Source organism: Pyxidicoccus trucidator, from assembly GCF_010894435.1.
Taxonomy (GTDB): Bacteria; Myxococcota; Myxococcia; order Myxococcales; family Myxococcaceae; genus Myxococcus; species Myxococcus trucidator.
This window is the reverse complement of the sequence record NZ_JAAIXZ010000011.1, coordinates 210485-227427: the sequence shown is the minus strand read 5'-3', so window position 1 is coordinate 227427 and position 16943 is coordinate 210485. Positions and strand designations below refer to the sequence as shown.

The window sequence follows — 16943 nt, the reverse complement described above, 5'->3', positions numbered from 1 at the left end:
GCGTATGGCCACTCCCATCCAGATGCCCAGCCTTTCCCCCACGATGAAGGAGGGAAAGATCATCAAGTGGCTCAAGAAGGTGGGCGACAAGGTCTCCTCCGGCGAGGCTGTCGCCGAGGTTGAGACGGACAAGTCCAACCTCGAAATCGAAGCCTTCGACGACGGCTACCTGTTGCAGATCGTCGTCGGTGAGGACCAGATGGCCGCCGTCGGCGCGCCCATCGCCTTCCTTGGAGCCAAGGGTGAGAAGGTGGAGGCCGGCAAGGCCGCCGCCGCGCCCGCACCCGCCGCGAAGCCCGAGCAGGCGCCCGCCGCCGCGAAGCCTCCGGCCCCCGCCTCGCCGCCTCCCGCCTCCCCGCCCGCCGCGGGCGGAGGGGGGAGCCGCATCGAAGTGGTCATGCCCAGCCTCTCCCCGACGATGAAGGAGGGGAAGATCATCAAGTGGCTGAAGAAGGTGGGCGACAAGGTCTCCTCCGGCGACGCCATCGCCGAGCTGGAGACGGACAAGTCCAACCTCGAAATCGAGGCGTACGACGACGGCACGCTGGCGGAAATCGTCGTCGGCGAGAACCAGATGGCCACCGTGGGCGCGCCCATCGCGTACCTCACCGGCAAGGGCGGTAAGGCGGCTCCGTCCGCTCCGGCGCCGAAGCCGGCGGCCTCCGCTCCGGCGCCCGCCGCCGCCGCGCCCCAGGCTCCGGCCGGGGGCCAGGTGGTGCCGCTGCGCCGCGAGGAGCCGGCCCCGGCCGGTGGACGGCGGCTGCGCGCCAGCCCCCTGGCGAAGAAGATTGCCCGCGAGCGCGGCCTGGACATCCACCAGGTGCAGGGCTCCGGCCCCTCGGGTCGCATCGTGAAGCGCGACATCGAGGAGGCGCTGGCGAAGGGCGTCACGGCTCCGGCGGCGAAGCAGGCCCCGGCGCCCGGCGCGCGTCCGGCGGCGGGTGTCCGCCCCGAGCCGCAGGTGGTCCCCCTCTCGTCCATGCGCAAGGTCATCGCGCAGCGGATGACCGAGGTGAAGCCCGGCGTCCCGCACTTCTACCTCACCATCGAGGTGGACATGGACGCCGCGGTGAAGGTCCGCGAGGAGGCCAAGGCGATGGAGCTCAAGGTCTCCGTCAACGACCTCATCGTGAAGGCCGTGGCCATGGCGGTGCGCCGCTACCCGAAGATCAACGTGTCGCTGCAGGGCGACCACGTGGTCCAGTTCAGCACCGTGGACGTGGGCATCGCCGTGGCGCTGGAGGAGGGGCTGATTACGCCCATTCTCCGCGACGCGGACCAGAAGGGCCTGCAGGCCATCGCCACCGAGGTGCGGGAGCTGGCGGAGCGCGCCCGCAAGCGCGCCCTCAAGCCGGCCGAGTACACCGGCGGCTCCATCACCGTCAGCAACCTGGGCATGTACGGCATCGACCAGTTCGTCGCCGTCATCAACCCGCCGCAGGCCTCCATCCTCGCGGTGGGCGCGGTGGCCGACAAGGCGGTGGTCATCAACGGGCAGCTCGCGGTGCGGAAGATGATGACGGCCACGCTGTCGTGTGACCACCGCGTCATCGACGGCGCCATCGGCGCGGAGTTCCTGCGCGAGCTGCGCGGCCTGCTCGAGCACCCCACGCGGCTGCTCTTCTAGGCCCCGGGCGGTACCCGCCCCCGTGCCCCCATGACGGGGCGCACGGAGGCGGGGAGGGGCCGGGGCGCTACTCGCGCGTCGGCTCCTTCGAATCGTCCATGTCCTTCTCCAGCTGGCGCTGCGCGTTCGTCACGCTCGCCTGCTGCTCTCGCGGGGTGCCGGTGGGCAGGTCATGCTCCTCACCCTTCGAGCGGCCCTCGATTCCAGGCCACGGCTCCGGCCGGGTGGCCTGCACATGCTCGATGCGCTCGGCGTAACCCTTCTCGCCGCCGGCATTGCGCTTGTTCTCGTCCGCCTTGTCCTTCTTCGCCATGGCGCTGTCCTCCTTCGTTGGAATGACTCCGTGGCGGTAACGGTGGGACGCGTCACGCGGGCTGACCACCCGGGAGCATGACGCGGACCGGCTCGCTCTCCTGGTTGCTGGGCGGCCGTGCAAAAAAGGTCGGCGGCCGGGCGCGTTCGCTGCTTAACTTCAATGCAATGAACGACGACATGACACGCGAACGGCTCGCCCAGGGTGTGTCGGCGTTGGAGGCCCGCGTGGGCCAGCCGCTGCCCCTTGCGCAGTCGCTGCACGAGGCCCTCCTCGGCGCCGTCTTCCCCCTCACCGCCGAGGAGCTGACGTGGGTGGCCCGGGAGAACGAGGCCCCCCCCACGGTGCTGTCGCTGCTGGGCGGACTGCCGCGCGGCCACTTTGCCTCCCTGGACGCGGTGGCCCTCGCGCTGGAGGGAGACCTGTCCGGAGTCGACGCCGCCCCGGCGCACCCGCCCGCCGCGTCCTCGCGCTGAGTCGCGTCCCGCGCCTCGCGCGTTGGGGCTGACAAGCGTGTAAATCCCGCGAGTCTCCCGCTCTTCACTGTCACTGCAGGATTTCCTCGGGAAGCCTCCCTCGGAAGAGAGGAGGGACGGGGGGATGCTACGCGTCAGGGTCTCCCCATATGCTGCCTGGTGCGCGCCGCACCCAGCGAACCCAGGTGGGGGGAGGCGCTATCCTATTGGCCGTACCAGCCTGGCCCCCGTCGGGACACCCCGGCCAGGAGGAGCGTCATGAATCCGTCTGAACTCCCCGCGGTGCTGTACGTCGATGACGACGCCCTGAACCTGCGGGTCTTCGACGCGAACTTCGGGCAGCGCTTCCGAATCTTCCGCAGCTCCTCGCCCAACGAGGCGCTGGCCCTGCTGGAGCAGCGCCGGGGCGAGATTGGCGTCATCCTCTCCGACCAGCGCATGCCGGGCATGACGGGCGTGGAGCTGCTGGAGCGCGCACGCTCGATTGCGCCCGACGCCAAGCGCATGCTCGTCACGGCGTACGCGGACATGCAGGCCGTCATCGACGCGGTGAACCGCGGCCAGGTGACGCGCTACTTCGTCAAGCCGTGGGACCGGGCGGAGCTGCAGTCGGCGCTGGACGACGCGCTGAAGATTGCGCGGCTGGAGCTGCGCATCCGCGAGGTGGAAGGGCGGATGCTGAAGTCCGAGCGTCTGGCCACGCTGGGGCAGGTGACGGCGGGCATCGCCCACGAGCTGATGGGGCCGGTGGGCTACCTCTCGCAGAACGTGGTGTCGCTGCAGCGCGACCTTGCGGGCGTCATCCAGTACGTGTCGCGGCACCTGCAGACGGACCCGAACGCCGAGGTGGCGGAGACGGTGGAGGACCTTCCCGCGCTCATCAAGGACCTGTCGGACGGCGCCGAGCACCTGAGGCAGGTGGCGCTGGGCCTGCGCGCGCAGGCGCGGGGCGAGGACCATGAGGCCACCGCGGACGTGGCCGAGGTGGTGTCCTTCGCGGTGAAGCTGGCGCGCGCCGAGGTGCGTGACAGGGCGCGGCTGACGAGCAACGGCGACCCGGTGCGCGTCACCTTCGGGCCGGTGAAGCTGTGCCAGGTGGTGCTCAACCTCATCGTCAACGCGTCGCAGGCCATGGGCGGCACGGGCCGGCAGGGCCGCATCGAAGTGCGGTGGACGGCGCGCCAGGACGACGTGGTGCTGACGGTGGCGGACAACGGCTGCGGCATTCCCCTGGAGCTGCAGGAGCGCGTCTTCCAGCCGCTCTTCACCACCAAGCCCGTGGGCGTGGGCACCGGGCTGGGGCTGTCCATCTGCAAGGACCTGGTGACGCAGTCGGGCGGCGCGCTGCGGCTGTCCTCCACGCCCGGCGAGGGCACGGAAATCGAGCTCACCCTCCGGCGAGCCCCGCCCCTCTGAGCCCGAAGGCGTTGCTCAGCATGCGCCACACGCGGTGCAGCGTCTCGCCCTCGGCGGGGCGCACGCCCTCCACCAGCACCGCGCGGCGCGGCGGCTCGCCCTCGGCTGCGTACTCCACCACCAGCGCGTAGCGCGGGCCCGGCCGCTCCACCACGTGCACGGCCTTCACCGCGTCGAAGGGCACCAGCTCCGTGCGCGTGGCCCCGGGCGACCAGGCCAGCCGCTCCACGCGCAGTGACTCCGAGCGGAAGTGCAGCACGAAGCGGCGCCGGCCCAGCCGCGACTCCAGCCGCAGCGCCAGTCCCACCAGGGCCGCCGCCGTCAGGGCCAGGGCGAAGGACGCGGCCGGCAAGGTGCCGCCCTCCCTGCCCACCAGCACGGCCGCGCCCAACGTGCACCCCAGTGCCACTCCCACACACAGCCCCGGCAGCAGGCGCCTGTCCCAGGGAGGGGGCAGGGACTCGCCCACCAGCCTGCCGCCGTCGTAGCGCAGCCTCACGTCGCCCAGCAGGCGGGGCACCCGGTTGTCCTGGAGCGCGTCCTCGAAGCTCGCCACGCCCCGCAGCATAGCGGGCCTGACATCCGAGCCTCGAAGTTGGAAGAGAGCTGTGCGAATCTCCGCGCATGGATCTCCCGTTCGAGACCGGGGACGGCGAGGGTGGGGAGGGGGGAACGCTCGCCTCGACGGTGCTGGTGGTGGATGACGAGCCCGTCGTCCTGGACATCTGCGCGCGCCTGCTGGAGCGCGAGCCAGACCTGGCGGTGACGCTGGCTCAGAGCGCCGAGGAGGCGCTGCCACTCCTGGCCGAGCAGCGCTTCGACGTGTTGGTGACGGACAAGAACCTGCCCGGCCTGGGCGGGGTGGAGCTCATCGCCGAGGCGCGGCGGCTGCAGCCCTCGCTGGAGGCGGTGATGATTACCGCCTACGCCAGCTCCGAGTCCGTCGTCGCCGCCTTCGCCGCCGGCGCCAGCGACTACATCCTCAAGCCCTTCGATGACCTCCGGGTGCTGCGCGCCAAGGTGCGGGCCGCCCTGGAGCGCCGCACCTCCGGGGTGCGCGTGCGAGAGCAGGCCCGGGAGGTGGCCCGAGAGGCCGCCGTGCTGCTGGCCGCCGGCCAGGACGCCCCCGAGCCCGCCCACGAGGCACTGGAAGAGGAGCTGCGCGCCTACGAGGAGGCCGTGCGCGTGGGCCTCAACGGCCGGGTGGCGGTGGTGGGCAGCAGCGAGGCCGTGGCCGTGCTGAAGGAGCACGGCTTCGAGACGCTGGACCTGCCGCCCTACGCGCCGGAATTGGAGGGCGCGGACGTCGTCGTGGTGGAGACGGGCGACCCGCAGTGGCGCACCCTGGCCGAGCGGCTCCAGCGCCTGCCGCCGGACGTGCTGCTGCTGGCCAACCCGCAGGCGGACCTGGGGGATTTGCTGGAGGCGATTACGCTCCGCATGGACCTCGTCGGCTTCGGCAGCACCCAGGGCGCCAGCGCGCTGCCGGAGAAGGTGCGGATGCTGCTGCTGCGCCGGGGCGTCCAGCGTGCCCAGGACCGGCTGGCCACCGCGCTCGCGGCCTTCCGCCAGAGCATCGCCTCGCCGCCCGCCTGAGGTGCGGAAGCGGGGCGTGAGCCCGCACGGGAGGGACGCCATGGCCCGCAAAGCAGAACGCCCACCTTCTTTTCAGAAGGTGGGCGTCTGAGTGACCCTGCCGGGATTCGAACCCGAGTTTGAGCCGTGAGAGGGCTCCGTCCTAACCACTAGACGACAGGGCCGACACTTGTTTCAACCGGTGCTAACTGCCGCTGCTTCCTACATTTTCCGTCTGCCCTCGTCAACCATCTCTTCGTGCTGCTGGTTGCTTCGGACCGCCGGGTGCTGCGAGCTGGGGAACTAGGATTCGAACCTAGATAAGCAGAGTCAGAGTCTGCTGTCCTGCCGTTAGACGATTCCCCAAGAACTGCGGCGCTTCTCTACCAACACCGACTCGGGACTGCAACAACTTCGAGGGGTGCTTCCTTCTTCCAATCCGCTGCTTTTCCGCCTGCTGCTACTTCTTCTTCGGAGGCTTCGGATTCTCGGGCTTCTTCACCGGCCTGGCCGCCTGCTGGCTCGGCACGATGAAGATGCGAACCTCGTCGTTCGCCTCGTAAATGTTCAAGCCCGCGAAGTTCTTCCCCGAGGGATTGATGATGTGGACCGCCTTCACGCCCGGCTGGTTGACGATCTGCCGGCGAGGGTAGTTCGACGTCGAATACACCGAGCGGTAGTAGTCGAGCGTCGCCTCGAAGTCCCGGGGCGCCCGGTAGCGATTCTCGCCGACCTTCTGCGAGCCGTCCGGGAGCTGCGCGCCGCTGACCACCTCGGCGCCCGCCACCGTGGCCCAGAGCGTGAACAGCGCCGCCCCGAGCGGGCGCGCCTTATAGAAATGGCGTTTCAGGCTGTCAAGCGCTCGCATCATGGGTCCGAAAGATAGGTGCCGCATCCACTGACGTCCACCGCTACCTGTGCCTGACGTTCAGCCGCGAGCGAGCGCCGCGTCGATGCGGCTCAGGGCCTCGTCCCGGCCCACGAGCAGCAGCGTCTCGCCGATGCCCGGACTGGTGGTGTTGCCGGTGAGGGCCACGCGCACGGGCTGGGCCACCTTGCCCATGCCCACGCTGGACGACTCGCTCACCGTCTTCACCACGCCGTCCAGCGCCTCCACCGTCCACCCGGGCAGGGCGGTGAGCGCCTCGCGCACCTTGCGCAGCAGGCCGAGGGAGTCCCCGGTGAGGTGCTTGGCGGCGGCCTTCTCGTCCAGGGTGACGCCGGAGCGGAAGTAGACGTTGGCCGCGGTGGTGGCCATCTCCTCCAGCGTGTTGGAGCGCTCGCGCAGGGCGCGCACCAGCGGCTCCAGGCGCGCGTCGCCCTTCGCCTGGACACCCTTCGCCTCCAGGAAGGGCAGCAGCCGCTCGGCGATGACGGACTCGGGCAGCAGCTTCAGCCACTGCTGGTTGAGCCACAGCAGCTTGTTGCGGTCCCAGATTCCGGACGTGGTGCCCACGCCGGTGAAGTCGAACCACTCCACCATCTGCTCGCGGGAGATGACCTCGTCGTTGCCGTGGCTCCAGCCCAGGCGGATGACGTAGTTGAGCAGCGCCTCCGGCAGGATGCCGTCGGCCTTGTGCCGCATCACGTCCGCCTCGGGGTGCAGGCGCTTGGACAGCTTCTTGCGGTCCGACGCGAGGATGAGCGGCAGGTGGGCGAAGTCCGGCGGCTGCCAGCCCAGCGCCTGGTACAGCATCAGCTGCGGGAAGGTGGAGTTGACGTGCTCCTGGCCGCGCGCCACCAGGGTGATGTCCATCAGGTGGTCGTCGATGACGCAGCCGAAGTTGTAGAGGGGGATGCCGTCCGCGCGCAGCATGACCCAGTCATCCAGGTCCGAGTACGGCTTGGTGATGACGCCCAGCGCCTTGTCGTCGAAGGAGACGGAGCCCTCGCCCGAGGGCATCTTGAAGCGGATGACCGCGTCCTCCGCGCGCTTGCCCGGGGGCGGGGCCTTCAGCTCGCGGCAGGTGCCCGGGTACTTGAAGGCGCCGCCGGCCTTCTCCGCGGCCTGGCGCTGCGCGTCCAGCTCCTCGCGGGTGCAGTAGCACCGGTAGGCCTTGCCCTCGGCGAGCATCCGGTCCGAGTGCTCGCGGTAGGTGCCCAGCCGCTGCATCTGGAAGTAGGGGGCGTACGGGCCCTCCTTGCCGGGGCCCTCGTCCCAGTCGATGCCCAGCCAGTTGAGGCCGTCCAGGATGGCCTGCACCGACTCGGGCGTGGAGCGGCCCTGGTCCGTGTCCTCCATCCGGAGGATGAAGGTGCCGCCCTGGCGCCGGGCCTGGAGGAAGTTCATCAGCGCCGTGCGGGCACCGCCAATGTGGAGGTAGCCGGTAGGCGAGGGAGCGAAGCGGACGCGAAGGGCGGAAGGCATACTGGCGCGCGGATTAGCAGGGAGAGGGTGGGGGGTCAACGCGGGCGGCCATTCTGGATGACATGCGGAGCGGGGCTGTTGGGGTAGGCTCGGGGGCCAGGGAGAACGCGTATGTCCATTCGTCAGGTATTTCGCACGTTGCTGCTGGCGGCCCTCCTGGGGGCCCTGCCGGCGAGCGCCACCACCCAGCTCGCCGTGGACCTGTCCGGGCTCGCCCGGGGCGCGGACGCCGTCGTCCACGGAGTCGTCCGGCGGGTGGAGAGCCGCTGGAGTGCCGACAAGATGCGCATCGTCACCGACGTGGAAATCCAGGTGACGGAGGCCCTCAAGGGGCAGCCTGGCGGCTCGGTGCTCGTCATCCAGCCCGGGGGCCGTGTGGGTGACGTGGGGCAGGTGGTGCATGGCCTGGCCTCCTTCACTCCGGGCGAGGAGGTGGTGGTGTTCCTGGAGAAGCGCGGGGCGCGCGCCTTCCGCGTGTCCGCCATGGCCCAGGGCAAGTACCAGGTGAAGCGTGACGCGGACGGCAAGGCCGCCCTGGCGGTGCCGGAGTCCTCGGAGGCGCTGCTGCTGGACCCCGTCACCCGCAAGCCGACCGAGAGCGCGCTCCGGCCGCTGACGCTGGCGGAGCTGAAGGCGGCCGTCCACGCCGCGCTGCGGACGGCGCCCGCGCAGAAGGGGCAGACGCCGTGATTTCGCTCGCCCCCCTCATGGTGGCCCTGGCGCTGGGCCAGTCGGACCCGTACGTGCGCAGCCGCGTGGACGCGGGCGACACGCGGACCCAGTGCCTCTTCTGGACGTCCACGACGCTCACCTGGAACCAGAGCACCTACGGCAACCCGGACACGCCCGGCGAGACGGAGTTCGAGGCGATGCGCAGCTCCTTCCAGAGCTGGCAGGACATCTTCGCCCAGTGCGGCAACCTCACGCTGGTGGAGGGCCCCCGCGTGGACGAGCGCGACGTGGGCTACAAGCGCGAGGGGGACAACCTCAACCTGGTGCTCTTCCGGGACAGGGACTGCAACGCGGTGGTGCCGGCGACGGACGCGTGCTGGGAAGAGGAGACGTGCGCCAACGAGTACGACTGCTGGGAGGATGACGACAACACCATCGCCATCACCCTCACCACGTACGACGAGCGCTCGGGCATCATCTACGACTCGGACATCTCCTTCAACGCGGGGCGCTTCGCCTTCACCACGGCGGATGGCGGCCCCTGCTTCCCGCCGGTGACGACCAACTGCGTGGCCACGGACGTGCAGAACACGGCCACGCACGAGATTGGCCACTTCATCGGCCTGGACCACACGCGCGCGCAGGGCTCCACCATGAACCCGAGCGCCCCGCCCGGCGAGGTGTCCAAGCGCAGCATCGACACGGGCTCGCGCGACTTCGTCTGCGCGGTGTACCCCAGGGGCCGCGAGAGCCAGGCGTGCCTGCACCCTGAAATCGATGAGGACCTGGGGCCCAAGGGCAGCACGGGCTGCGCCGCCACCGGCTCCGCCGCCGTACTGCCCGCGCTGGCCGCGTGGGTGCTGGGGCTGGCGCGCCGCCGCCGCGAGGAGGGCTCCCGGTGAAGACGCCGCTCCTGGTGCTCACGGCCGCGCTGGTGGTGGCGGCTCCCTCGCTGGCTCAGGACGAGGACGCGCCCTTCCGGCGCACCGTGGTGCCGGGGCGGCCGCTGTGTCTCATGTGGCCGGGACGCGACTACGTCTACCACCTGGACGCCGCCGGCAGCGAGCGCACGCCGGGCGACAGCGAGGTGGCCGCCATCGAGGCCTCCTTCGGGTCCTGGCGCGCGCTGTCCGGCACGTGCAGCGACTACAACTTCCGCCGGGGCGAGGACTGGAGCCTGCCGGTGAAGGTGGGGTACGACGAAGAGAAGCCGTATAACAACTACAACATCGTTACCTTCCGCGAGCTGTCGTGCCCGGACGTGGTCTCCGCCGAGGACCCGTGCTGGGAGGACGAGGCGTGCGGCAACGTGTACCGCTGCTGGGAGCACGGCTCGGGCACCATCGGCCTCACCACCTCCACCTTCAGCTTCCGCGACGGGCGGGTGCTGGACTCGGACATCGAGCTGAACGCGTCGCAGCCCGGTGGCGGCCCCGGCTTCCTCTTCACCACCGTGGACTCTCCGGTGTGTGCCACCGCGACGCCTTCAACGGACTGCGTGGCCACGGACCTGCAGAACACCATGACGCACGAGATTGGCCACGTGGTGGGGCTGGACCACGTGTTCAACACGGGCGCCACCATGGAGGCCACCGCGCCGCCCGGGGAGACGGGCAAGCGCATCATCGACCCGGGTTCGGCGGAGGGCTTCTGCTCCATCTACCCGCGCGGCCTGCCGCCCACCCAGTGCTTCGTCCGCGAGGGCGCGGGGCTCACGGTGGCAGCGGAGGGCCGGGGCACCGGCTGCACGGCGGCACCGGGCCCCCTGGCGCTGGGCGCGGTGCTGGCCGCGCTCGCCCTGGCACGGCGGCGGACGGCCAGGCCGCCTGGAACCCCGGACGGCGTCGCGGCCCCTCGCGGGCGGGATTGCTAGAGGTCCCCGCGTGGCCGTCGCCTTCTTCGACCTGGACAAGACGCTCATCGCCGCCAACTCCGGCTCGCTGTGGGTGCGTCGCGAGCTGGAGCTGGGGCACATCACCCGCTTGCAGGCGCTGCGCGCCAGCCTGTGGATTGCGCGCTACCACCTGGGCTTCGTGTCCATGCAGGACGCGGTGGCGCGCGCCATCGCCCTGCTCGCGGGCTCCGAGGCCCTGCCCATCCAGGAGCGCACCGCCGTCTTCTACGAGCAGCTGGTGCGGCCCCTGTACCGCCCCGGCGCGCGCGTGGCGCTGGAGGAGCACCGCCAGGCGGGAGACCGGCTGGTGCTGCTCACGTCCTCGTCGGGCTACCTGTCGGAGCTGGTGGCGCGGGAGCTGCGGCTGGACGCCGTGCTGTGCAATCGCTTCGAGGTGGACGCCGCGGGCCGGCACACCGGCCGGCCGCTGGGCGTCATCTGCTTCGGCCAGGGCAAGCGCACCGTCGCCGAGGCCTACGCGCGAGAGGCCGGCGTGGAGCTGGCGGCGTGCGCCTTCTACACGGACTCGTACTCGGACCTGCCGGTGATGGAGGTGGTGGGGCGGCCGGTGGCCGTGCACCCCGACCACCGGCTGAAGCGCGAGGCGAGAAGGCGCGGCTGGCCGGTGGTGAGCTGGGGCGTGCCTCCGGGAGGCGCTCCGGCCGCGCCGCCCGCTCCGCCGGTGGTGCCGTCCACCGGGCCCTGAGTCACCGCCAGGAAGCGGCGACCGGGCCCGGATGGAGGCACGAGCGGCTCAGCGCCGCGGCGCCACCAGGCTCATGCTGAAGGCGTACTCCACGTTGACCGGGTGACCCTGGTAGACGACGGGCTTGTAGGTGCGCGACTGGAGCGCCTCGAGCACCGCCTTCTCCATGAGCGGCACCGTCTTGAGGACGCGGCACTTCTCCACGCGGCCCTTGGTGGTGATGGTGCACTTGGCGATGAACGCGCCGCCGGCCTTCATGGCGATGGCCTCGCGCGTGTAGACGATGTCCTTCGTCTGGTCGAGCAGCTCCGGGCGGGGCATCTCGTCGTTGTAGGGCAGCACGTCGCCGCGCGCGGACGCCAGCGCCGCCGAGGGCAGCACCGGCACCGCGAGGCCCGTCATCCCCTTGGCCGGGGTCGGGTTGGCAGCGGCGGAGGCGCCCACCGCGCCCGTGGTGACGGGCTCGGGGGCGGGCATGGACGTGGGCGCCAGCATCACCGGGGCGGACATGCCGCCCGGCGTGGCCACCGGCTCGACGGCCTCCACCTCGTCGGTGGCGGAGGCCGAGGCCACCTCGATGTTGTTCCGGCCGCCACCCCCGCCGCCGCGCCGCTTCTGCAGCTTCTGGGACAGCACCACCTCGCCGGAGCCGCCCGCGACGACGGTCTCCATCTGGTAGCCCTCCAGCGCGAAGGTCAGCTCCACCGTGACGGAGCCGTCCTGTCCCGGGGGAATCTCGAGCGTGAAGGGCGTGGTGCCCCGCTCCTTGCCCCGGTAGAAGACGCGCGCGCCGCTCGGCTGGCTCATCAGCTTGAAGCGCACCTTGCCCGTGCTGGGGGCCGCGACGGGCTCCGGCGTGGGGGCGGGCGCGGCCGCGACGGGGGCCGCGGCCACCGGCTCCGGTTTCGCCTCCTCGGCCTTGCCACGCGTCAGGAAGAACACCGCGCCACCGGCGATGAGGCCCGCCACCACGAGGCCGCCCAGGCCGCCCGTCAGGAGCGTGCGCTGCCGGGCGCGCTTCACGTCCCGGGGCACCTCCACGCTGATGTCCACCGCCAGGGTGTCCCCGGAGTCATTGGCCTTGCCCACGTTGGAGAACAGCGCGGGGGACGGGTAGGGGCCCGTCGTCGTCGCGCCGCCGGGCCGCTTGAAGATGCCGCTGTTGCCGCCCGCGGACATGCTGGCCTCGCGCAGCCCCTCCAGCACCTCGTCCATCGTCTGGAAGCGCCGGGCCGGGTCCTTCTCCAGGCAGCGCCGCACCGCCGCCTCGATTTCCGGAGGCACGTTGAGGTCCGGGCGCACCTGCTGGAAGGTGGGCGGGGCCTCTTTGTAGTGGGCGAAGATGAGCTCGATGTGGTCTCTCGCGATGAACGGCGGGCGCCCCATCAGCATCTGGAACATGACGATGCCCAGCGAGTACACGTCGCTGCGCGCGTCGGTGACGTTGCGCGCCTGCTCCGGCGCCATGTACTGCGGCGAGCCGAGGAAGGTGCCGTTCTGGGTGATCTCCGGGGAGATCTGCCCGTCCTGGGGCTCGGCCACCGACTTCACGAGGCCGAAGTCCAGCACCTTCACGAGGTCCTGGTCGGACTCGTTCAGGAGCATGATGTTGGCCGGCTTCAAGTCCCGGTGGACGATGCCCAGGCTGTGCGCCTCGCGCAGCGAGCGGCAGATCTGCTGTGCCACGGAGACCGAGCGCTGCCACGACAGCGGCCCGACCTGTCCGAGCACCTGGGCCAGCGTGCGGCCGTCCAGGTATTCCATGGCGATGTAGTAGATGCCGTCGTCCGTCTGCCCGTAGTCGATGACGGTGACGGTGTTGGGGTGGCGCAGCTTGGAGGTGAGCGACGCCTCACGAAGGAAGCGCTTCTGGAACCCCGGGTCCTTGGTGCTCTGGAAGTTGGGGTTGAGCACCTTCAGGGCAACCACGCGCTCCAGCGGGGCCTGCAGGGCGCGGTAGACCTTGCCCATGCCTCCGACACCGAGCGGTTCCAGGATGCTGAAGCGGCCATTCAGGGTCCGTCCGATGAGCGGATCAGCGCCCGTGCCAGCTGGTGCCTCGGGGTTCGACGCGTCGCCCTTGATCATTCGTAGCCCCTGACAGCAAGCAACATGGATTCTCCAGGAGTGTGGCGAGTTGGCATCAAACCACAAATTCCCGACGAGACGCACCCCTGGGTTGTCTGATCCAGCACGTCTGGTTGCTCTCGGCGACGACCCTGCCCCCGAGGGAGGGTGTGGGCGGATGGAGGGTGCGGCCCCCTTTGACGCTTCTTTACCCTCCGGACTAGCGTGAGGAGTCCGGCGCTTCAGGGCTGAAGCAGGCCGGACGCGCCGATGTCCGACACCCCCAACAATCCCGTGAATGCGCAGGTGCGCCGAGTCTCGGTGCAGGAGCGACTGAGCGAGCTCGAGGCCGAGCAGGTCCAGCTGCGTCGCGAGCTGGCCACCTTGGCGGGCGAGCTGCGCCTGCCCGGCCTGTACCTCACGCTGGACGCGGCGGGCACCAGCGCGCTGCTGGCTGCGGACACGGTGCAGGAGGTCGTCCGCCTGGTGGAGCTGGAGCCGCTGTCAGGCGCGCCGCCGCACATCGCGGGCACCTTCGTCTACCGGGGCAGCCCGGCGGTGGTGGTGGACCTGGCGACGCTGCTGGGCGTGCGCCGCGTGCCGGACCTGGACGCGCACCTGGTCATCTGCAAGGGCGCGCGCACGGTGGCGGTGCTGGTGGACCGGGTGAGGGACCTGGTCGAGACGCCGGTGCTGGTGGACGGCGCGCCCGACGGCTCGGAGGCGCTGCCCTGGGACGCCACGGGGCTGATGGCGGGCCTGTGCCGCACGCCGGAAGGAGTGCGCCCGCTGCTGCGCACCTCGGCGGTGCTGGTGGGGCCGGAGGCGTCGTGAGCGAGGCGGTGCTCGACGATGCGACGCTCATCCGCGTCGAGGAGGTGCTCCGGGCGGCCTGTGGCCTGACGCTGGCGCGCAGCCTGCGGCGCTCGCTGGAGACGGCGCTGGCCCGGGCCTCCGCGGCGTGCCGGCTGGACCCGGAGGCCTTCCTGCGGCGGCTGCTGCTGCGCGAGTCCTCGGCGGTGGAGAGCTTCATCGAGCACGCCGTCATCGGCGAGACGTACTTCTTCCGCCACCCGGAGCACCTGCGCACGCTGGCGCGGCAGGCGGGGGCACACCCGGGGCCCTTCTTCCACGTCTGGAGCGCGGGCTGCGCCACCGGCGAGGAGCCCTACAGCATCGCCATGGCACTGCTGGCGGCGGGCATCCCCGAAGGGCGCTTCCGCGTGCTGGCCACGGACGTGTCGGGCCGGGCGCTGCAGCGTGCGCGCGAGGGCGCCTACGGTGCCTGGTCGCTGCGCCGCATCGAGCCGGAGCTGGAGAAGCGCTTCCTGATGGCGCGCGGCGAGCAGCTCTCCGTGGTGCCGCAGGTGCGGCGCTCGGTGGACTTCCGCCGCCACAACCTCGCGGTGGACGAGCCGCCCGTCTCGGGGCTGGGCGCCATCTTCTGCCGCAACGTCCTCATCTACTTCCCCCCGGAGCTGGTGCGCGACGTGCTGGCGCGCTTCGTCGCGGCGCTCGCTCCGGGCGGGCTGCTCTTCGTGTCGCCCGCCGAGGTGCCTCTCACCAACGGCCTGGGGCTGGAGACGGTGGACGCCGAGGGCAGCGTGGCGCTGCGCGTGCCGACTTCGGGCTCGACACGCCCCGCGGCCGCGGCCCCCGTGGCCCGCTCAGAGCGCCCCCGGCCTCTTCCGTCGCCTCCGCGCCGGAGCGCGCCCCTGCCGCCGCTGGTGGCGGAGCCCGTGCCGTCGCCCGTCGCTCGCGTCGAGGCCCCGGCCGCGCCCGAGCCGCTGCGGCTGGCGCTGGACGCGGCGCGCGCGGGCCGCTTCGAGGAAGCGGAAGCGCTGGCGCGCGAGGCGGCGAAGGGGCTGGTGCCGGAGGCGTACCTGCTGCTGGCCATGGTGGCCGAGGGGCGGGGAGACCTGAACGGGGCGGTGGAGGCGGTGCGCAAGGCGCTGTACCTGGAGCCGCAGTTGGCGCTCGGGCACGCGACGCTGGTGGCGCTCTACGGGCGGATGGACCGGCGCGAGGACTCGGAGCGGGCGAGGCAGAATGCCCTGCGCGCGCTGGAGGGGCTCGACGACGAGCAGCCGCTGCGCGGGGTGGAGACGATGACGGCGGGTGGCCTGCGGCAGGCCCTGTTGCCGAGGACGCAGGCCGGATGGCAGGGCGCGCGCTGAGCGGCGCCTGCCGGAGCAGGTGGGAGGTAACGTGGACGTCAAGGGGACGAAGCTGACACTGCCGATGCAGGCCGCGGTGGCGAAGCTCAGCCTGAGGACCAAGATCCTCGCCGTCACCGGTGTGACGGGTGCGCTGGTGGCCGGCATCCTCATCCTGGCCTTCTGGCTGCAGATGGGCGCCGCGCAGCGCGAGGACCTGTCCCGGCGCTCCCGCTCGGTGAGCGTCGAGTTGGCGAAGACGCTGACCCCCATGCTGGCCGCGAAGGGCGACCCGGGGAAGCTCCAGGCGACGGCGCACGGCGTGCTGCGCCACGTGCCGGACGTGGCCTACGTGCTGGTGCGCGACGCCAATGGCGACCTGCTGGGCGAGGTCGCCTCCGAGCGCTTCGCGGGCGAGGACCAGGTGGCGCCCCAGAGCGACGACGTCGTGGACCGCCGGCTGAGCGTCCGCGGCCTGGGCGTGGTGGAGACCACGACGCCCCTCTTCGCGCCTGTCGCCACCCCGGGGGCCACGCCCCAGCGGGTGGGCACCGTGCAGGTGGCGCTCCACGAGGAGGCCCTGGCCGATGCGCTGAGCGGCACCACCCGCTTCACCATGGTGGTGGGCGTGCTCATCCTCGCGGCCTGCCTGCTGGCGTCCTGGATGATGTCCGGGTTTCTCATCGTCCCGCTGGAGCGACTGGCGCGCGCGGCGGCGGGCATCGCCAGCGGGGACCTGCGCCAGCAGATCGACACCCAGGGGCGGGACGAGATTGGCGACGTGGCCCGCAGCTTCGCCGCCATGGCGGACGCGCTGACGCACCTCCTGCAGGACCTGCGCGGCGCGGCGGCGGAGATGGAGCGCGAGGCGAACGGCGTGCTGTCCACCTCCACGCAGCAGTCGGCCATGGCGCACCAGCAGGCCTCCGCCATCAATGAAACGAGCACCACGATGGCGGAGATTGCCCAGACGTCCAAGCAGGCCACGGCCTACGCGGACTCGGTCATCTCCCAGACGCAGAAGTCGGAGTCGCTGAGCACGGAAGGCCAGAAGGTGGTGGCCGAGAGCGTCTCCGGCATGGAGAAGCTGGGCGAGCAGGTGAAGGCCATCGCCCTGTCGATTACCGACCTGAGCGAGCGCACCCTGCAGATTGGCGACATCATCAGCACGGTGAAGGACGTGGCCGAGCAGTCGAACCTGCTGGCGCTCAATGCCTCCATCGAGGCGGCCAAGGCGGGCGAGCACGGCCGGGGCTTCGCGGTGGTGGCCACGGAGATGCGCACGCTGGCGGAGCAGTCGCGCATCGCCGCGGAGCAGGTGCGCGGCCTGCTCAACGAAGTGCAGAAGGGCACCCGGGCGGCGGTCAACGCCACCGAGGAGGGCAGCCGTCGGGCACAGGCGGCCATGGAGCTGGCGCGCGGCGCGGGCTCCACCATCCTCGGCCTGTCGGAGGTCATCCGCGAGTCCTCGGGCGCGGCGCGGCAGATTGCCGGCAACACCCGCCAGCAGACCATCGGCGTGGAGCAGATTGCCATGGCGATGGGCGAGCTGACCTCCGCCATGGGCGACTCGGTGGAGCAGACACGGCGCATCGAGCAGGTGGCCGGCAACCTCTCGAATCTTTCCAAGCGGTTCTCGGATTTGGTGGGTAGGTACCAGCTATGAACGCAAC

16 protein-coding genes and 2 tRNA genes are annotated in these 16943 nt (G+C 71.2%); 11 read left to right on the top strand and 7 right to left on the bottom strand.

The features are described 5' to 3' along the window. Positions 1-4: 4 nt before the first annotated feature. Positions 5-1627 carry a pyruvate dehydrogenase complex dihydrolipoamide acetyltransferase gene (locus tag G4D85_RS29010; protein ID WP_164017256.1) on the top strand — a complete coding sequence of 541 codons (1623 nt, stop codon included), beginning with the start codon at positions 5-7 and terminating at the stop codon, positions 1625-1627. A gap of 67 nt (positions 1628-1694) precedes the next feature. Here G4D85_RS29010 and G4D85_RS29005 read toward each other — a convergent pair whose 3' ends face one another. Then, the gene (locus G4D85_RS29005) at positions 1695-1940 is read right to left on the bottom strand and encodes a hypothetical protein (RefSeq protein WP_164017255.1); all 246 of its coding nucleotides are present in this window, start codon (positions 1938-1940) and stop codon (positions 1695-1697) included. Between the two features lie 179 nt (positions 1941-2119). Here G4D85_RS29005 and G4D85_RS29000 point away from each other — a divergent pair, with 179 nt between their 5' ends. Beyond that, complete coding sequence (locus tag G4D85_RS29000; protein WP_164017402.1) at positions 2120-2416, top strand: DUF2795 domain-containing protein; 297 nt, start codon at positions 2120-2122, stop codon at positions 2414-2416. A gap of 258 nt (positions 2417-2674) precedes the next feature. Next, positions 2675-3832, top strand: a complete 1158-nt coding sequence (locus tag G4D85_RS28995) for a sensor histidine kinase (RefSeq protein ID WP_164017254.1) — start codon at positions 2675-2677, stop codon at positions 3830-3832. On the opposite strand, the gene G4D85_RS28990 is transcribed toward G4D85_RS28995, so the two are convergent. Then, a complete protein-coding gene (locus tag G4D85_RS28990) occupies positions 3804-4400 on the bottom strand; it encodes a hypothetical protein (protein ID WP_164017253.1) in 597 nt (198 codons plus the stop codon). The two genes, G4D85_RS28995 and G4D85_RS28990, sit on opposite strands and share 29 nt — an antisense overlap. A gap of 56 nt (positions 4401-4456) precedes the next feature. On the opposite strand from G4D85_RS28990, the gene G4D85_RS28985 reads away from it, so the two are divergent. Continuing rightward, on the top strand, positions 4457-5428 hold the full coding sequence (locus tag G4D85_RS28985) for a response regulator (RefSeq protein ID WP_164017252.1): 972 nt from the start codon (positions 4457-4459) through the stop codon (positions 5426-5428). Positions 5429-5520: 92 nt separating this feature from the next. On the opposite strand, the gene G4D85_RS28980 is transcribed toward G4D85_RS28985, so the two are convergent. From G4D85_RS28980 to gltX, 4 genes are all read right to left on the bottom strand, one after another. Continuing rightward, a tRNA-Glu gene (locus G4D85_RS28980) sits at positions 5521-5592 on the bottom strand. 110 nt (positions 5593-5702) lie between these two features. Then, positions 5703-5773 (bottom strand) — tRNA-Gln (locus G4D85_RS28975). A gap of 94 nt (positions 5774-5867) precedes the next feature. After that, the gene (locus G4D85_RS28970; protein WP_164017251.1) at positions 5868-6278 is read right to left on the bottom strand and encodes a hypothetical protein; all 411 of its coding nucleotides are present in this window, start codon (positions 6276-6278) and stop codon (positions 5868-5870) included. A gap of 57 nt (positions 6279-6335) precedes the next feature. Next, a complete protein-coding gene (gltX, locus tag G4D85_RS28965; protein ID WP_164017250.1) occupies positions 6336-7775 on the bottom strand; it encodes a glutamate--tRNA ligase in 1440 nt (479 codons plus the stop codon). A gap of 111 nt (positions 7776-7886) precedes the next feature. Here gltX and G4D85_RS28960 point away from each other — a divergent pair, with 111 nt between their 5' ends. The 4 genes from G4D85_RS28960 to G4D85_RS28945 are packed head-to-tail and all read left to right on the top strand — an operon-like array spanning position 7887 to position 11047. Continuing rightward, entirely contained in the window at positions 7887-8465 is a 579-nt protein-coding gene (locus G4D85_RS28960) for a hypothetical protein (RefSeq protein ID WP_164017249.1), read from the top strand. After that, positions 8462-9349, top strand: a complete 888-nt coding sequence (locus G4D85_RS28955) for a myxosortase-dependent metalloprotease, MXAN_2677/MXAN_2678 family (protein ID WP_164017248.1) — start codon at positions 8462-8464, stop codon at positions 9347-9349. The genes G4D85_RS28960 and G4D85_RS28955 overlap by 4 nt, the downstream gene beginning before the upstream one ends. Continuing rightward, complete coding sequence (locus tag G4D85_RS28950; protein ID WP_164017247.1) at positions 9346-10320, top strand: myxosortase-dependent metalloprotease, MXAN_2677/MXAN_2678 family; 975 nt, start codon at positions 9346-9348, stop codon at positions 10318-10320. The genes G4D85_RS28955 and G4D85_RS28950 overlap by 4 nt, the downstream gene beginning before the upstream one ends. A gap of 10 nt (positions 10321-10330) precedes the next feature. Next, on the top strand, positions 10331-11047 hold the full coding sequence (locus tag G4D85_RS28945; protein WP_164017246.1) for an HAD family hydrolase: 717 nt from the start codon (positions 10331-10333) through the stop codon (positions 11045-11047). 48 nt (positions 11048-11095) lie between these two features. On the opposite strand, the gene G4D85_RS28940 is transcribed toward G4D85_RS28945, so the two are convergent. Beyond that, positions 11096-13135 (bottom strand): protein kinase domain-containing protein, encoded by a 2040-nt coding sequence (locus G4D85_RS28940; protein ID WP_164017245.1) that lies wholly within the window; start codon positions 13133-13135, stop codon positions 11096-11098. A gap of 249 nt (positions 13136-13384) precedes the next feature. Between G4D85_RS28940 and G4D85_RS28935 the strand changes: the two genes are divergently transcribed. Genes G4D85_RS28935 through G4D85_RS28925 form a run of 3 tightly spaced genes read left to right on the top strand, consistent with a single transcriptional unit; the run spans position 13385 to position 16936 of the window. Continuing rightward, a complete protein-coding gene (locus G4D85_RS28935) occupies positions 13385-13948 on the top strand; it encodes a chemotaxis protein CheW (RefSeq protein ID WP_164017244.1) in 564 nt (187 codons plus the stop codon). Beyond that, positions 13945-15291, top strand: coding sequence for a CheR family methyltransferase (locus G4D85_RS28930; RefSeq protein ID WP_164017243.1), 1347 nt, complete (start codon positions 13945-13947; stop codon positions 15289-15291). Before G4D85_RS28935 ends, G4D85_RS28930 begins: the two co-directional genes overlap by 4 nt. A 31-nt stretch (positions 15292-15322) precedes the next feature. Further along, entirely contained in the window at positions 15323-16936 is a 1614-nt protein-coding gene (locus G4D85_RS28925; protein ID WP_420821729.1) for a methyl-accepting chemotaxis protein, read from the top strand. The last annotated feature ends 7 nt before the right edge of the window (positions 16937-16943 follow it).

Excerpts from the sequence above, each read along its gene's own strand:
- G4D85_RS29010 (WP_164017256.1), top strand. The coding sequence starts at position 5 with ATGGCCACTCCCATCCAGATGCCCAGCCTTTCCCCCACGATGAAGGAG.
- G4D85_RS29005 (WP_164017255.1), bottom strand. The coding sequence starts at position 1,940 with ATGGCGAAGAAGGACAAGGCGGACGAGAACAAGCGCAATGCCGGCGGC.
- G4D85_RS29000 (WP_164017402.1), top strand. The coding sequence starts at position 2,120 with ATGACACGCGAACGGCTCGCCCAGGGTGTGTCGGCGTTGGAGGCCCGC.
- G4D85_RS28995 (WP_164017254.1), top strand. The coding sequence starts at position 2,675 with ATGAATCCGTCTGAACTCCCCGCGGTGCTGTACGTCGATGACGACGCC.
- G4D85_RS28990 (WP_164017253.1), bottom strand. The coding sequence starts at position 4,400 with ATGCTGCGGGGCGTGGCGAGCTTCGAGGACGCGCTCCAGGACAACCGG.
- G4D85_RS28985 (WP_164017252.1), top strand. The coding sequence starts at position 4,457 with ATGGATCTCCCGTTCGAGACCGGGGACGGCGAGGGTGGGGAGGGGGGA.
- G4D85_RS28970 (WP_164017251.1), bottom strand. The coding sequence starts at position 6,278 with ATGATGCGAGCGCTTGACAGCCTGAAACGCCATTTCTATAAGGCGCGC.
- gltX (WP_164017250.1), bottom strand. The coding sequence starts at position 7,775 with ATGCCTTCCGCCCTTCGCGTCCGCTTCGCTCCCTCGCCTACCGGCTAC.
- G4D85_RS28960 (WP_164017249.1), top strand. The coding sequence starts at position 7,887 with ATGTCCATTCGTCAGGTATTTCGCACGTTGCTGCTGGCGGCCCTCCTG.
- G4D85_RS28940 (WP_164017245.1), bottom strand. The coding sequence starts at position 13,135 with ATGATCAAGGGCGACGCGTCGAACCCCGAGGCACCAGCTGGCACGGGC.
- G4D85_RS28935 (WP_164017244.1), top strand. The coding sequence starts at position 13,385 with ATGTCCGACACCCCCAACAATCCCGTGAATGCGCAGGTGCGCCGAGTC.